This is a genomic window from Streptacidiphilus monticola (genome assembly GCF_042658505.1).
Lineage (GTDB): Bacteria > Actinomycetota > Actinomycetes > Streptomycetales > Streptomycetaceae > Streptacidiphilus > Streptacidiphilus monticola.
In genome coordinates this window covers 14045-28172 of record NZ_JBHSQJ010000131.1, presented here as the reverse complement: position 1 = coordinate 28172, position 14128 = coordinate 14045, and the positions used below count along the sequence as shown (strand labels likewise).

15 protein-coding genes are annotated in these 14128 nt (G+C 73.0%); 3 read left to right on the top strand and 12 right to left on the bottom strand.

The window, feature by feature from the left end; genetic code table 11:
• The first annotated feature begins 14 nt into the window (after window positions 1–14).
• Complete coding sequence (locus ACFP3V_RS26350; RefSeq protein WP_380588381.1) at window positions 15–1403, top strand: NADP-dependent succinic semialdehyde dehydrogenase; 1389 nt, start codon at window positions 15–17, stop codon at window positions 1401–1403.
• A gap of 27 nt (window positions 1404–1430) precedes the next feature.
• On the opposite strand, the gene ACFP3V_RS26345 is transcribed toward ACFP3V_RS26350, so the two are convergent.
• From ACFP3V_RS26345 to ACFP3V_RS26335, 3 genes are all read right to left on the bottom strand, one after another.
• Window positions 1431–2015 carry a nitroreductase family protein gene (locus ACFP3V_RS26345; RefSeq protein WP_380588378.1) on the bottom strand — a complete coding sequence of 195 codons (585 nt, stop codon included), beginning with the start codon at window positions 2013–2015 and terminating at the stop codon, window positions 1431–1433.
• 90 nt (window positions 2016–2105) lie between these two features.
• Complete coding sequence (locus ACFP3V_RS26340) at window positions 2106–2480, bottom strand: MmcQ/YjbR family DNA-binding protein (RefSeq protein WP_380588375.1); 375 nt, start codon at window positions 2478–2480, stop codon at window positions 2106–2108.
• A complete protein-coding gene (locus ACFP3V_RS26335; protein WP_380588372.1) occupies window positions 2477–3145 on the bottom strand; it encodes a TetR/AcrR family transcriptional regulator C-terminal domain-containing protein in 669 nt (222 codons plus the stop codon). Before ACFP3V_RS26335 ends, ACFP3V_RS26340 begins: the two co-directional genes overlap by 4 nt.
• A gap of 99 nt (window positions 3146–3244) precedes the next feature.
• Between ACFP3V_RS26335 and ACFP3V_RS26330 the strand changes: the two genes are divergently transcribed.
• The gene (locus ACFP3V_RS26330) at window positions 3245–4741 is read left to right on the top strand and encodes an APC family permease (protein ID WP_380588369.1); all 1497 of its coding nucleotides are present in this window, start codon (window positions 3245–3247) and stop codon (window positions 4739–4741) included.
• Here the strand turns inward: ACFP3V_RS26330 and ACFP3V_RS26325 are convergent.
• From ACFP3V_RS26325 to ACFP3V_RS26300, 6 genes are read right to left on the bottom strand one after another with little or no spacing between them, the layout of a single operon-like run.
• The gene (locus ACFP3V_RS26325; protein WP_380588366.1) at window positions 4680–5273 is read right to left on the bottom strand and encodes a pyridoxamine 5'-phosphate oxidase family protein; all 594 of its coding nucleotides are present in this window, start codon (window positions 5271–5273) and stop codon (window positions 4680–4682) included. The genes ACFP3V_RS26330 and ACFP3V_RS26325 overlap by 62 nt on opposite strands.
• A gap of 9 nt (window positions 5274–5282) precedes the next feature.
• The gene (locus ACFP3V_RS26320; protein ID WP_380588363.1) at window positions 5283–5693 is read right to left on the bottom strand and encodes an SRPBCC family protein; all 411 of its coding nucleotides are present in this window, start codon (window positions 5691–5693) and stop codon (window positions 5283–5285) included.
• Window positions 5690–6010, bottom strand: coding sequence for an ArsR/SmtB family transcription factor (locus ACFP3V_RS26315; RefSeq protein WP_380588360.1), 321 nt, complete (start codon window positions 6008–6010; stop codon window positions 5690–5692). Before ACFP3V_RS26315 ends, ACFP3V_RS26320 begins: the two co-directional genes overlap by 4 nt.
• A 49-nt stretch (window positions 6011–6059) precedes the next feature.
• Window positions 6060–7583: a long-chain-fatty-acid--CoA ligase gene (locus tag ACFP3V_RS26310; protein WP_380588357.1), complete on the bottom strand. Its 1524-nt coding sequence runs from the start codon at window positions 7581–7583 to the stop codon at window positions 6060–6062.
• A complete protein-coding gene (fabG, locus tag ACFP3V_RS26305; RefSeq protein ID WP_380588354.1) occupies window positions 7580–8338 on the bottom strand; it encodes a 3-oxoacyl-ACP reductase FabG in 759 nt (252 codons plus the stop codon). Before fabG ends, ACFP3V_RS26310 begins: the two co-directional genes overlap by 4 nt.
• Before the next feature lie 35 nt (window positions 8339–8373).
• Window positions 8374–9522 carry an acyl-CoA dehydrogenase family protein gene (locus ACFP3V_RS26300; RefSeq protein WP_380588351.1) on the bottom strand — a complete coding sequence of 383 codons (1149 nt, stop codon included), beginning with the start codon at window positions 9520–9522 and terminating at the stop codon, window positions 8374–8376.
• Between the two features lie 125 nt (window positions 9523–9647).
• On the opposite strand from ACFP3V_RS26300, the gene ACFP3V_RS26295 reads away from it, so the two are divergent.
• On the top strand, window positions 9648–10340 hold the full coding sequence (locus ACFP3V_RS26295; RefSeq protein ID WP_380588349.1) for a TetR/AcrR family transcriptional regulator: 693 nt from the start codon (window positions 9648–9650) through the stop codon (window positions 10338–10340).
• Here the strand turns inward: ACFP3V_RS26295 and ACFP3V_RS26290 are convergent.
• From ACFP3V_RS26290 to ACFP3V_RS26280, 3 genes are all read right to left on the bottom strand, one after another.
• Window positions 10277–11389 carry a nitric oxide synthase oxygenase gene (locus ACFP3V_RS26290; protein ID WP_380588346.1) on the bottom strand — a complete coding sequence of 371 codons (1113 nt, stop codon included), beginning with the start codon at window positions 11387–11389 and terminating at the stop codon, window positions 10277–10279. The genes ACFP3V_RS26295 and ACFP3V_RS26290 overlap by 64 nt on opposite strands.
• A 115-nt stretch (window positions 11390–11504) precedes the next feature.
• A complete protein-coding gene (locus ACFP3V_RS26285) occupies window positions 11505–13076 on the bottom strand; it encodes a Na+/H+ antiporter (protein ID WP_380588343.1) in 1572 nt (523 codons plus the stop codon).
• Between the two features lie 147 nt (window positions 13077–13223).
• A complete protein-coding gene (locus tag ACFP3V_RS26280) occupies window positions 13224–14081 on the bottom strand; it encodes a serine hydrolase (RefSeq protein WP_380588340.1) in 858 nt (285 codons plus the stop codon).
• Window positions 14082–14128 lie beyond the last annotated feature (47 nt).

The window sequence follows — 14128 nt, the reverse complement described above, 5'->3', positions numbered from 1 at the left end:
GTACGGGCAGCAGCATGAGCATCGCTACCGTGAACCCCGCCACCGGCGAGACCGTACGCACCTTCGAGGAGCTCGGCCCCGAGGAGCTCGACCGCCGCCTGGAGCTGGCCCGCCTTGCCCACCTCTCCTACCGCTTCACCGGCTTCGCCGAGCGTCGGCGCCTGCTGCATCGCGCGGCCGACCTGCTGGAGGAGGACCTGGACGAGATCTCACGGACCGTCACCCTGGAGATGGGCAAGCCGGTCAGCCAGGCGCGGGCCGAGGCCGCCAAGTGCGTCCGCTCCATGCGCTGGTACGCCGACCGGGCCGAGGGCCTGCTGGCCGACGAGTACCCGGACGAGGCCGACGTGAAGGACAGCGGCGCCTCCCGCGCATACGTCCGCTACCGGCCGCTCGGCCCGGTGCTCGCCGTGATGCCGTGGAACTTCCCGCTGTGGCAGGTGATCCGCTTCGCCGCGCCCGCGCTGATGGCGGGGAACACCGGCCTGCTGAAGCACGCCTCCAACGTTCCGCAGACCGCCCTCTACCTGGAGTCGCTGTTCCAGCGCGCGGGTTACCCCGAGGGCTGCTTCCAGACGCTGCTCATCGGCTCCCGCGCGGTCGAGGGCGTGCTGCGCGACCCGCGGGTCGCCGCCGCCACCCTCACCGGCAGCGAGCCGGCCGGCCGGTCGGTGGCGTCCATCGCGGGTGACGAGATCAAGAAGACGGTCCTCGAACTCGGCGGCAGCGACCCGTTCCTGGTGCTGCCCTCCGCGGACGTCGCCGAGGCCGCCCGGGTCGCGGTGACCGCGAGGGTGCAGAACAACGGCCAGTCGTGCATCGCCGCCAAGCGGTTCATCGTCCACGAGGCCGTGTACGAGGAGTTCACCGCCGCGTTCGTGCAGCGGATGCGCGCGCTCAGGGTCGGCGACCCGATGGACGAGGACACCCAGGTCGGCCCGCTCAGCAGTGAGAGCGGCCGCGCCGACCTGGAGTCCCTGGTCGAGGACGCCCTCGCCCGCGGCGCGGACCTGCTCTGCGGCGGCCACCGGCCGGAGGGCCTGGGCGGCGGCTGGTTCTACGAGCCCACGGTGCTCGCCGGGATCACGCCGGAGATGCGCATCCACCAGGAGGAGACCTTCGGACCGGTCGCCACCCTGTACCGGGTGCCCGACCTGGACTCGGCGCTGGCGATGGCGAACGACTCGCCCTTCGGGCTCAGCTCCAACGTGTGGACCCAGGACCCGGAGGAGACCGAGCGCTGTGTCGCCGAACTCGAGGCCGGGGCCGTGTACTTCAACGGCATGACCGCCTCGCACGCCGCCTTCCCCTTCGGCGGCGTCAAGCGCAGCGGCTACGGGCGCGAGCTCTCCGGCCACGGCATCCGCGAGTTCTGCAACATCACCACGGTGTGGTCGGCCTGAGCCCCCCGAGCCCAGGCCGCGACGGGCTCAGTGCTCGCCCCAACCACCGTGGTAGACCGTCTCCTTGAGCGGGCGCCGGGCACGGGCCGCCGTCTCCCGGGCGTGCAGCTCCGGGGGCAGGCGGTCCGCCGGGGCGAGGCGGCCGACGGCGACGACCGTGAGCGGCAGGAAGCCCTCCGGGACGCCGAACGCCGCCCGCACCCGCTCCGGGTGGAAGCCGCCCATCTGGTGCACGTGCAGGCCCTCGGCGTGGGCCTGCGCCGACAGGTGCGCCACCGCCTGGCCCAGGTCGTAGGCCGCGGAGGGGTTGGCCCGGCCGTCCTCCAGGCGCTCCTCGACCACGGCGCCGATCAGCGCCGAGGCGTCGCCCGCCCACTCCTGATTGGCCGTCATCAGCGCCTCGAACAGCCCCTTGAACGTCGCGTCGCCCCGGTGTCCGACCAGGAACCGCCAGGGCTGCACGTTGCGCGCCGACGGCGCCCAGCGCGCCGCCTCCAGCAGCGCGGTCTCCTGAGCCTGCGTCAGCCGGTGCTCCGGATCGAAGGACCGGGGACTCCAGCGCTCGGCGAGCAGCGGATGCAGCGGGGCGGCGGTGACGGCCTGACGACTCATGCCGCCACCCTGCCAGCCGCCCCCGACCTGCGGCAACGCCCTCCGACGAACCGTCACACCACCGCAGCGGGACGACACACGGCCGTCATGTCACGGGACCCGGCCGACCCCCGGCCAGTCCAGCGCCAGCTGCTCCCGCCGCGGCAGCTTCGCCACCACCAGGTCGTAGGAGTCCTCCACCAGCTCCCGGACCAGGTCGTCCGGCAGCGTGCCGTCCAGGCTGACCGTGTTCCAGTGCCGCTTGTCCATGTGCCAACCGGGCACGATCGCCGGATACGCCTTGCGCAACTCCACCGCCCGGTCGGGCTCGCACTTCAGGTTCACCTGCAACCGCCCCGGATCCAGCGCGCTGAGCGCGAACATCTTCCCCCCGACCTTGAACACCGCCGTGTCCGGCCCGAACGGAAACGTCTCCTCGGCCCCGTTGAACTCCAGGCACAGCGCACGCAGCTCCTCAGGTGTCATGACGGCAGCATGCCAGCTCCCTGGTCGGCTCGGGACGCCCGCGCCTCGATGCCGGTGAGGAGGTACGCGAGGCCGAGGGAGAAGCCGCGGTCGTCGAGGTCGGTCGGGGCGGTGTCGCCGGCAGTCGCCGCGCCGAGGGCGGTGGCCAGGGAGGGGAACCGGGGGGCGTACTCGGCCGGGGGGCGGGTGAAGCCGGCGGTGAAGGTCTCCAGGGCGGAGCCGAGGACCAGGTAGTCCAGGACCGCGGCCACCTCGGCGGCGTGCTCCGGGGCGAGGCCCGCGCGGGCGAGCAGGGCGAGGACGGCGTCGTAGCCGGCCAGCGCGCGCTCCGCGGCGACGCGGCGGCGGGCGAGGAGGGCGATCGTGTTGGGGTGGCGGAGGAAGACCGCCCGGTAGCCGTGGGCGTAGGCGGTGAGCCCGCGGCTCCAGTCGGAGTCCTCCAGTGGGGCCAGGTCGATCTCGTCGTTCACCAACTCCGAGAGCAGGTCCAGGAGTTGGTCCTTGCCCTGGACGTGCCCGTAGAGCGAGGCCGCCTTCACCCCGAGGCGTTCGGCCAGGGCGCGCATGGTCAGCCCCTCCGGCCCGTGCTCGTCGACGAGGGCCAGCGCCGCCGCGCCGATCCGCTCGCGGCTCAGCAGTGCCTGTCCCCTGGCTGGTCGGCCCACGATCCGAACTCCCCTCTTCCGCTGCCGGTGGTCAGCGGCTATGGTCCCACCCATCGCGTCAGCCTAACAAAGTTAGTTTTCTTCTCCGGGAGGCCGCCCATGTCCGACAGCGAACGACTCGCCGCGCTCGGCTACCGCCAGGAGCTACGCCGCAGCCTCAGCATCCTCGGCAACATCTCCATGGGCTTCGCCGTCGTCTCCCCGGTCGTCGGCCTCTACGCCGCGGCGCAGGTCGGCATGAGCGTGGCCGGGGGCGCGTGGATCTGGGCGCTGCCCGTCTGCCTGCTCGGCCAGAGCCTGGTCGTCGCCGTCTACTCGGAGCTGGCCTCGCAGTGGCCGCTGGCGGGCGGGGCCTACCAGTGGAGCAGACGCCTGGCCGGGCCGAGGACGGCCTGGCTGAGCGGCTGGGTCTGGCAGTTCGCCGTGATGTTCGGCAACACCACCGTCGCCTACCTCGCCGCGCCCTGGGCCTTCGCGCTCTTCGGCGCGGTCCCGACGCCGAGTCGACTCGTCCTCACCGCCGTCGGGTTCATGCTGCTCTGCACCCTGGTCAACGCCTACGGCATCAACCTGCTGCGCTGGTTCGTCAGTCTCGGCATCGCCGCGGAGGCGGTCGCCTCCGTCCTGGTCGGGCTGTCGCTGCTGCTGGTGTTCCGCAAGCACGGCTTCTCGCTCGTGTTCGACACCCTGGGAGCCCCGCACGCTCTCGGCATCGGCACCGGGTCGGCGCTGCTGGCCGTGCTCGCCGTCGGCGGCTGGGCGTTCATCGGCTTCGACGCCTGCGTGTCCACCGCCGAGGAGACCAGGGACGCCGGACGCCAGGTGCCGCGCGCGATGTGGTGGGCGCTGCTCAGTGTCGGCCTGGTGGTGATCCTCAACGCCGTCTCCGTGGAACTGGCCCACCCCAGCCCCGCTGACGTCGTGTCGGGCAAGGATCTGGACCCGGTGACCACCGCCGTCGTCTCCGGCTTCGGCGGCTGGGCGGAGAAGCCCTTCGTGCTCGTGGTGCTGGTGAGTTTCACCGCCTGCCTGATGGCCTCGCAGGGCGGAGCCGCCCGCGGGCTCTACTCGCTCGCGCGCGACGGCGTCTTCCCGTTCTCCCGGCAGGTGCGCAAGGTCAATCGGCACCAGGCGCCGATCGGCGGGCTGGTCGCGGCCACCCTGGTCAGCTGCGCCGCGCTGCCGCTGGGCCTGAGCACGGCCGCCATGGGCAGCCTGATCACCTTCGGCAGCGCGGCCACCTTCGTGCCGTTCTTCCTGCTCTGCGCCATCGCGCTGACCGCCCGGCTGCGCGGCCGCTGGCAGCCCGCCGGCGAGATCCGGTACGGCCGCTGGGGGACGGCGCTGAACCTGCTGGCCGTGCTGTGGACCGGCTTCGAGGTCGTCGACATCTGCTGGCCCAGAGCCGTCCTCGCGCCGCCGGGTGCGCCCTGGTACCAGGTGTGGGGTGCGGTCCTCGGCGTCGGCGCCGTCGCCGCCACGGGCGTCGCCTACCTGTTGGCGCGCCGGCCGCACTCCCGGCTGGCCGAGCCGGTCACGGACGGTCCGGCAGCGGCGGGAGCGGGAGCGGCAGCCCCGGCAGGCCGTCCAGGCTGACCGCGACGTGTTCCTTCTTGTGGAAGTAGGCGTCCAGCGACTCGTCCGTCTCCCGCTCGAAGCGCGAGCCGTGCAGCGGGCGGTCCCCGTCGTAGGTCATGAACGGGACGGCGTAGCCGCAGGTGTCACGGATGTGATGGGCCGTCACCACGATGACCGCCCGCAGCCCGTGCCGGGTCGGGTCGATGCCCGGGAAGTGGGCCAGCAGTTCCGCCCAGCGCGGGTCGTCGCGGAACACGGGCTCACCGCGGCCGTGGACGCGGACGATGTTCGGCGGCCCGTCGAAGGCGCACCACATCAGCGTGATGCGGCCGTTCTCGCGCAGGTGGGCGATGGTCTCCGCGTTGCTGCCGGCGAAGTCCAGATAGGCCACGGTGCGCTCGTCGAGGACGGCGAAGGAGCCGGTCAGCCCCTTGGGGGAGAGGTTGACCGTGCCCTCGCCGTCGAGCGGAGCGGTGGCGGTGAAGAAGACGTGCTGCGCCTCGATGAAGGCGCGCAACCGACCGTCGATCCTCTCGTAGTCCTTCCCCATGCCCGCAATCTACAGCCCTTCGGCGGCCGCCTTGGCGAAGTTCGCGAGAACCGTCGGCCAGCCCCGGCCCATGCCCTCGTAGGCCTGGCGGCCCAGCGGGGAGTCCGGGTCCAGGCCCGCGTGCTCCAGGAAGAGCCGGGTGCCGTGGCCCTCGGGTTCGAGCCGCCAGGTCAGCGTCGAGTCGAGGGAACCCTCGGCGAAGCTGTAGCGCAGCAGCCGCTCGGGCACGACCTCCAGCACCTCGCAGGGCTGCCGGCCCCAGGGGCCCATGTCGAGGGTGAACCGGTGGCCGACCACGGGGCGGACGTCCCCGGCGGCCCACCAACGGGCCAGCAGTTCGGGCTCGGTGAGGGCCCGCCAGACGACGTCAGGTGGCTGGGGCAGGAACTGGTCGCAGTGGATCGCGGCGGGCTCGGTCATGGGGCGGGGTGCTCCTCGTTCAGCAGGGCGCCCAGGTCACGCAGGCGGGCGCGCCAGTAGCGCTCGAAGGGGTGCAGCCAGTCGCTCACCTCGGCGAGGGGCGCGGGCTCCAGGTGGTAGTAGCGGTGGCGTCCGCGCGGCTCCTCGCGGACCAGCCGCGCGTTCCGCAGCACCGCCAGGTGCTCGGAGACCGCGGGGCGGCTCAGCTCGAAGTCCGCGGCCAGTTCCCCGGCCGCGCGCGGGCCCTGCCGGAGCGACTCCAGCAGCCTGCGGCGGACGGGGTTGGCCAGGGCGTGGAACACGTCGGTCTCTGCCACGCCCCTACAATGCGTCGGAACCTTCCGACATGTCAACCCGCCGGGGCGGTCACCGCGGCGCGTAACGCGCCCGCAGCTCCCGCTTCAGCACCTTGTGACTCGGGCCCAGCGGGAGGGCGTCCACGAACTCCACGCGGCGCGGGTACTTGTGCTTGGCCAGGTGCTCGCGGGACCAGGCGACGACGTCCTCGGCCGTGGGCCGCGGGTCGGCGTCCGGGGCCGGCACCAGCACCGCGCAGATCTCCTCGCCGTGGACCGGGTCCGGAATGCCGATGACCGCGGCCTCGGCCACCGCCGGGTGCCGCAGCAGCACCTCCTCCACCTCGCGCGGATAGACGTTGAAGCCGCCGCGGATGACCACGTCCTTCTTCCGGTCCACGATCGAGACGAAGCCGTCCGCGTCCTTGGTGCCCAGGTCCCCGGTCCGGAACCAGCCGTCGACCAGCGCCTCCGCGGTGGCCTCGGGCAGGCCCAGGTAGCCGAGGAAGACGTTGTGGCCGCGGACCACGACCTCGCCCAGCTCGCCGGCCGGCAGCAGCTCGATCCGCTCGTCGATCTCCGGGCGGGCGATCTCCACGTCCACGCCCCAGATCGGGTGGCCCACCGTCCCGGCCCTGGTGCCGAAGTCCGGCTGGTTCACCGCGGCCGTCGGCGAGGTCTCGGACAGGCCGTAGCCCTCGTAGATCCGGGCGCCGAAGCGGGACTCGAACCGCTCCAGCACCGGCAGCGGCAGCGACGCGCCGCCGCTGATGCACAGCCGCAGCCGGGGCAGTTCCGCAGCCGTCCGCGCCGCCTCCAGCAGCCCGAGGTACATCTGCGGCACGCCGTGGAAGGTGTTGACGCCCTCGCGGACCATCAGCTCCACCGCCGCCGTGGCGTCGAAGCGCGGCAGCAGCACGACGGTCGCGCCCGCGCGCCACGTGGAGTTCATGCTCACGGTCTGGCCGAAGGTGTGGAACAGGGGCAGCGCGCCCAGGGCCACGTCGTCCGGTCGGACGTCGTTGGCGTCGAAGGCGTTGACGGTCGCGTTCATCACCATGCTGAGGTGGCTGAGCAGCGCGCCCTTGGGCCGGCCGGTGGTGCCCGAGGTGTAGAACACCACGGCGGGGTCCTCGGCCTGACGGGTGGTCAGCTGGGCCAGCGGCGCGTCCGCCTTGGGCAGCTCGGGCGCGAAGGAGCCGCCGCCCAGCGCGTACACCGGGACCGAGGCCAGCTCCCCGGCCCGCACCGCCGCCTCCGCCACCGCGCTGTGGGCGAGCAGCAGCCTCGCGCCGCTGTCGCGCAGTACGAAGGCTGCCTCCTCGGCGGTGAGCAGCAGGTGGACCGGCACGACCACGCCGCCCGCCGCGAGGATCGCGTAGTAGGCGCGGGGGAAGTCGGCCACGTTCGGGGCCATCAGGGCGACCGGGTCGCCGGGGCGCACCCCCGCCTGGACCAGGGCGGCGGCCTCGTCCAGCACCTGCTGCCACAACTCGCCGAACGTGAGCCGCACCTGACCCTCCACCAGGGCCAGCTTCCCGGGCCGCCGCCGGGCGTTCTCGTGCAGGACCGAGGCGAGGGAGAGCACCGTCACCGGGCACCGCCGTTGATGTAGAGGGTCTGGCCGCTGACGTAGGAGGCGTCCTCGGAGGCGAGGAACGCGACGACGGAGGCCACCTCCTCGGGCCGGCCCACCCGGCGCAGCGGTGTGCGCTCCGCGGCGAGCCGCTGGTGCTCCTCGGCGGTGGCGCCGACCCGCTCCGCCGTGGCGGCGGTCATCGCGGTGGCGATGTAGCCGGGGGCGACCGCGTTCACGTTGATGTTGTACGGGCCCAACTCGATGGCGAGCGTGGCGGTCAGACCCTGGATGCCGGCCTTGGCGGCGGCGTAGTTGGCCTGGCCGCGGTTGCCCAGCGCCGAGCGGGAGCTGAGCGAGACGATCTTGCCGTACTTCTGCCGCACCATGTACTTCTGCGCGGCCTGGGCGCAGTTGAAGGCGCTGGTCAGGTTGACGGTGAGGACCAGGTCCCAGTCGGCCCTGGGCATCTTGAAGAAGAGGTTGTCCCGGGTGATGCCGGCGTTGTTGACCAGGATGTGCAGCGCGCCGAAGTCCTCGACGACGGCGGCGAAGGCGGCCTCGACGGCGTCCAGGTCGGAGACGTCGGCGCCGTAGGCCTTCGCCGTCCCGCCCTTCTGGGTGATGGCGTCCACGGTGGCCTGCGCCCGCTCGGCGGTGAGGTCGACCACGGCGACGGCGGCGCCCTCCTCGGCGAGGCGCAGCGCGGTGGCGGCGCCGATGCCCTGCGCGGCGCCGGTGACGACGGCGACCCTTCCGGTGAAGCGGCTCATGGATACTCCTGCAGCGGTGGGGGAGTGACGGACGGTCAGAAGGCGCTGACGCCGGTGAGGGCGCGGCCGATGACGAGTTTCTGGATCTGGGAGGTGCCCTCGTAGAGGGTCATCACGCGGGCGTCGCGGACGTACTTGCCCACGGGGTACTCGTCGATGAAGCCGTAGCCGCCGAAGACCTGGAGGGCCGTGTTGGCGGCCTTGACGGCGGCCTCGGAGGCGTAGAGCTTGGCGACGGACGACTCGGTCTGGAACGGCAGCCCGCGCTCGATCAGGTCGGCGACCCGCCACACCAGCAGCCGCGCGGCGTCCAGCTCCACCTTGATGTCGGCCAGCATCTCCTGCACCAGCTGGTGCCCGGCGATGGGCCTGCCGAACTGCTCGCGGGTGGCGGCGTGGGCGAGTGCGGCGTCCAGCGAGGCCTGGACGATGCCGACGCAGCCGGCCGCGACCGACATGCGGCCCTTGGCCAGCGCGGACATGGCGACCGAGAAGCCCTTGCCCTCGGGCCCGAGCATGGCGGAGGCGGGCACCCGCACGTCCTCGAAGGCCAGTTCGGCGGTCGGCTGGCCGCGCAGGCCCAGCTTGCCGTGGATGGTGGTGCGGGTCAGTCCCGGGGTGCCGGTGGGGACGAGGAAGGCGCTGACCCCGCGGTGCCCCGGCTCCCCGGTGCGGGCGAAGACGAGCGCGACCTCGGCCCAGGTGCCGTTGGTGATGAACATCTTGGCGCCGTTGATGACGAAGTCGTCGCCGTCGCGCACCGCACGGGTCGTCAGGCTGCCCGCGTCGGAACCGGTTCCCGGCTCGGTGAGCGCGAAACAGCCGAGCGCGTCGCCCGCGCACAGGCGCGGAAGCCACGCCTGCTTCTGCTCCTCGCTGCCCCAGTGCGCGATCGACTTGGCCACCAGGCCGAGGGAGACCGAGAGCAGCCCGCGCACGGAGGAGTCGCCTCGGCCCAGCTCCTCGGTGACCAGCACGTAGGAGAGGTGGTCCCCGCCGGAGCCGCCGTACTCCTCGGGGATGGTCAGCCCCAGGAAGCCGAGGTCGCCGAGCTTCCTCACGATGCCGCGGTCCACCTGCTCCGCGCGGTCCCAGGCGGCGGCGTGCGGCACGATCTCGCGGTTGACGAAGTCGGCGGCCAGCTTGCGCACGGCCTCCTGCTCCTCGGTGAGCTCAAGATTCACGGCTACCCCAGCGGTCCGGAAAGCAAGAAAACTAGCGGTGCAAGTTTTATGCTCGGACCATAGCACCACCGGAGGCGTAGGAGAATGCAGGGCCTGCCCCCGATCGCACCGCAAGGAGCCGCCCCGTGGCCCGACCCCGCAACCCGCTGCTCAGCCACGAGCGGATCGTCGCGGCCGCGCTGCGCGTGATCGACGAGGAGGGGCTGGCCGCGCTGTCCACCCGGCGGCTCGCGGCCGAACTCGGCGTCAGCGGACCCTCGCTCTACAACCACTTCGCGACGAAGGACGAACTCCTGGACGCCGTCGTGGACTCCGTGGTCGGCGAGGTGGACCTGTCCATGCTGGGCCGCGACCCGTGGCCCGAGGCGCTGCGCGCCTGGGCCCGCTCCTACCGCGCCGCGCTGGTCGCCCACCCCCGGCTGGTCCCGGTGCTGGCCAGCGGCCCCGGGCGGCGGCCGCACGCCCTCCGCCTCGCCGACGCGGTCTTCGGGGCGCTGGTGGACGCGGGCTGGTCCCCCGGGGAGGCGACCCGGATCGGCGCGCTGATGCGCTACCTCGTGCTCGGCTCCGCCCTCGGCTCCTTCGCCGGCGGCTTCCCGCAGGACGCCGCCGCCTACGGCGACGCGTACCCGCACCTGGGCCAGGCCCACCTGCTGGCGGAGCGTCAGCAGCAGGTCGACGAGGGGGCGTTCGAGACCGCGCTGGACGCGCTGCTGATCGGCCTGCGGGCCAAGTTCCCGGCCGGGGCGCGCACTCAGGACCAGGGGTCCGCCCGGCGCAGGAAGGCCGGGCGCAGCGCCTCGTCCGGCGCGTCGTAGTAGCGGTGGAACACCGCCGTGGACCCGCTCGACAGCGGCGGCACGATCCAGGACCAGTCGGTCGGCACCGGGCGGCCGTGACGCGCCTCGCGCTCGATGTGGGCGAGGAAGCGTTGCGACTCGGTGTGGTGGTCCGCCATGGTCACCCCGGCCTCGGCGAAGGAGTGCAGCACCGCCAGGTTCAGTTCGACCAGCGCCCGGTCCTTCCACAGCGTCCGCGGGTGCGCGGTGTCCAGCCCGAACAGCTCGGCGACGGCGGCCAGCCGGTCGTAGCGGTCGGCGTCGGCCAGGTTGCGCGAGCCGATCTCGGTGCCCATGTACCAGCCGTTGAAGGGGGCCGTCGGATAGCGGACGCCGCCGATCTCCAGGGTCATGTCGCTGACCGCGGGGACCGCGTACCAGCGCAGCCCCAGTGAGCCGAAGCCGGGATGCCGAGGGTGCGTCAGCGGGACCTCCAGCACCGCGTCGTCCGGCAGTTCGTAGCACTCCGGAGCGGTGTCCGGGGTGCGCTGGACCAGCAGCGGCAGCACCTCGAAGGGGCCCTCGCCGCCCTTCCAGCCGTGCGCGCGGGCGAGTTCGGCGGTGCGGGCGACCCGCGGGTCGTCGGCGTAGCGGACCAGCTGCTCGTTGAGCAGGCGCGGCGCGTCCGGCGCGAAGACGCTGACGACCGGTCGCAGCCGGCCGCCGTTGGTGGCCAGCCGCAGGTGTTCGAAGCACTGGTCGGCGATGTCGTCGGGGTGGCGGAACTGGCGCAGGTCGCGGACGATCAGGCTGTTCCAGTACAGCCGCCCGATGCAGCGGGCCGCGTTGCGCCAGGCGACCCGGGCCCCGAAGGCCAGTTCGTCCGGCGTGTGCGTGTAGCTGCCGGTCCGGTCGATCTCGGCGCGCACCGCCCGCAGCCGCGCGGCCGGGTCGGGCGCGGCCGGGACCTCTCGGGCGTACTGCTCGAGGAAGTCCTGCGCTGCCGCAAGGATCCCGCTGCGGGCGGGGACGGCGGCGTGGGCGGTGGCGGTGGTGGTGGCCGGCTGGCGGCGACGGGTGAAAAGCAAGGACGACTCCCTCCCGCCCCATGCCTATCGCGGCCGCTCACCCGTGCGGGCGATCTGCCGCAATGTCCGGACAGCGACCGGAAGTTCCGACTACAGTCCGCCTCCCGGGACGGCCTCAGCCGTCGCCGTCGTCGTAGCCCGCCTGCTCCAGGTCGAGGTTGCGCTGGAGTTTGCGCCGGATCGTGTCGGTGACGGCGCGGGACTCGTAGAGCCGGGTCAGCTCGGCCTCCTCGGCCTGCAGCAGGTCCGCGCGCAGGTCCTGATAGGCCGTCATCAGCGTGCCGCTGGGGTCCTGGGTGTCGTCCAGCACCGCGTCCGCGTGGTCGCGTTTGGCGGACAGGTCGCGGCGCAGCTGGTCCAGGACCGGCTGCGGGGCGGCCTCCAGCGCCGCCAGCTCGTCCAGGCGTCGCAGCCCCGCCAGCGCCAGGCTGCGTTCCGCCTCGGCCTCCTGACGGGCCGTGTGCTCCGGCTCCAGGGCGATGCCTGAGTACTTCACGACCGGGGCGAGCGTGAAGCCCTGCAGCACCAGGGTCAGCACCACCACGCCGGTCGTCAGCACGAGCACCAGGGAGCGGTGCGGCAGCGGCGTGCCGTCGTCGGCCAGGACCGGGATGGAGAGCGCGGCCGCGAGCGGCATCACCCCGCGCGTGCCCGCCCAGGTGACCACCGCCGGCAGCCGCCAGGACACCGGCCGGGCCGGGGCGCGGTACTGCACGACGAGGGACAGCGGGAAGATCCAGAGCATCCGGCAGGCGATCAGGGTCACCGAGACGGCGAGCACGCCCAGCGGCCAGGTGCGCTCGCCGGGCGACAACTGGTGGATCAGGCTGGGCAGTTCCAGGCCGATCACCGCGAACACGACGCTCTCCAGCAGGAAGACCACGGTCCGGTAGACCGCGTGCACCTGGAGCCGGATGCGCGCGTCGGTCAGCCGGTGGCCGGTGCCGCCGAGGATGACCCCGGCGACCACCACCGCCGTCACGCCCGAGGTGTGCGCGTCCTCCGCGAGGACGTAGGCGGCGTACGGGGTGACCAGTGCGATGACCGTCTCCAGTACCGGGTCCCCGGTGCGCCGCCGCAGCAGCGTCACCGCGCCCGCGACGAGCGCGCCGACGGCCGCGCCGCCCCCGCCGAGCAGCAGGAACTCCCCGGCGGCGGCCGGGATCGAGACCGCGCTCGCCGCCACCGCCGTGCCGACCGCGACCTTGAACAGGACCAGGCTCGTCGCGTCGTTGAACAGGCTCTCCGCCTGCACCATGGTCTGGACCCGCGGCGGCAGCGACAGCCGGCGCCCGAGCGCGGTCACCGCCACCGGGTCGGTGCTGGCCAGCACCGCGCCCAGGACGAAGGCCATGGCGGGGGAGAGCGGGGTGACCAGTCCGGCGACGAAGCCCACCGCGGCGGCGGACGCCAGCACCAGGCCGAGTGCCAGGGTCGTCACCGGCCGCCACACCAGCCGCAGTTCGCGGACCGGGATCTCCTCGGCGGAGGCGTAGAGCAGCGGCGGCAGCACCCCGACGCTGATCGCCTGCGGCGGGACGTGCAGGTCCGGGGTGAACGGGAGCAGGCCGATCGCGACACCGGCCACCACGAGCAGCGAGGGCGCCGGCAGGGACCACCGCCGCGCGCCGGTGGCGACGAGCGTCGCCAGTGCGACGAGCAGCAGGACGGCGGTCAGATCGGTCATCGGGGGCGCTTTCTGGGGGAACGGCGGATCGCGTTGCCGACCAGACTTCCCGGCGCACCTCGAGACTCCGGGCGATCCTATCCTCTCGGCACGCGGGCCCGGCCGCCGGTTCCCCGGGCGCCGGGCCCGCCCTGCGCCGTCGCGACCCTAGTGCCCCAGGTCCCGGTGGACCGCGGCGGCCACGCGTTCGATGGTGGTGACGCCGTAGTCCATGGTGCTCTGGTTGTCCGTCAGCACCGCGAAGCGGTAGTCCTTCCTCGCGCTGGTGAAGACGCCGATGCTGTTCACCCGCCAGCCCCGGGAGGCCCGCGGCAGCCAGCCGTTCTTGACGTGCCAGGTGACCCCGGCCGGCGTGCCGTAGGGGGTTCCCCAGCGCTGCGACGGGATCACCTGGTGCATCAGGCTCAGCGCGTAGGCGCGCCAGGTGCCGTTCAGCACGCTGTGGTTGTCGGTGAAGGTGTCCAGCAGCCGCACCTCGTCGCGGGCGGTGATCTGGGTCAGGCCCCAGTAACCGCCGGAGCCGAGCACGGTGTTGCTCATCCCGGCCAGCCGCAGGTAGCCGCGCAGGCGGGTGCGGCCGACGCTCGCCCACAGGTTGCTGGCCGCGGTGTTGTCCGAGCGGGTGATCATCTGCCGCAGGTTGCTCACCTCCCAGGAGCTGAGCCCGCGGTGCTGTTCCTGGGCCCGGCGCAGCACGGTGGCCATGATGGTCGCCTTGACGACGCTGGCCGAGTCGAAGTGCCGGGCGGAGTTGAGCCCGCAGTACAGGCCCGTCCTGGCGTCCCAGACCGAGAGCCCGTAGGTGTCCTGACGGCCCTTCAGGGCCGTCCTGATGTCGGCCGACAGCTTGCGGGCCAGAGCCGGGTGCGAGGCGGAGGTGCAGATCGAGGTCGTGGCCGCGTGTGCGGGCGCGGCCAGTCCGAGCGGCAGCAGCAGTCCGAGCGCCGTGGCGCCGACCGTGCCGACCGCAGCACGGCGCGTGGCGCGCCGTGGGAGTGGAGGCATGGACAGGTCCTTCCGTTGACGGATCGTCAACGTAGTAACAGACCTGA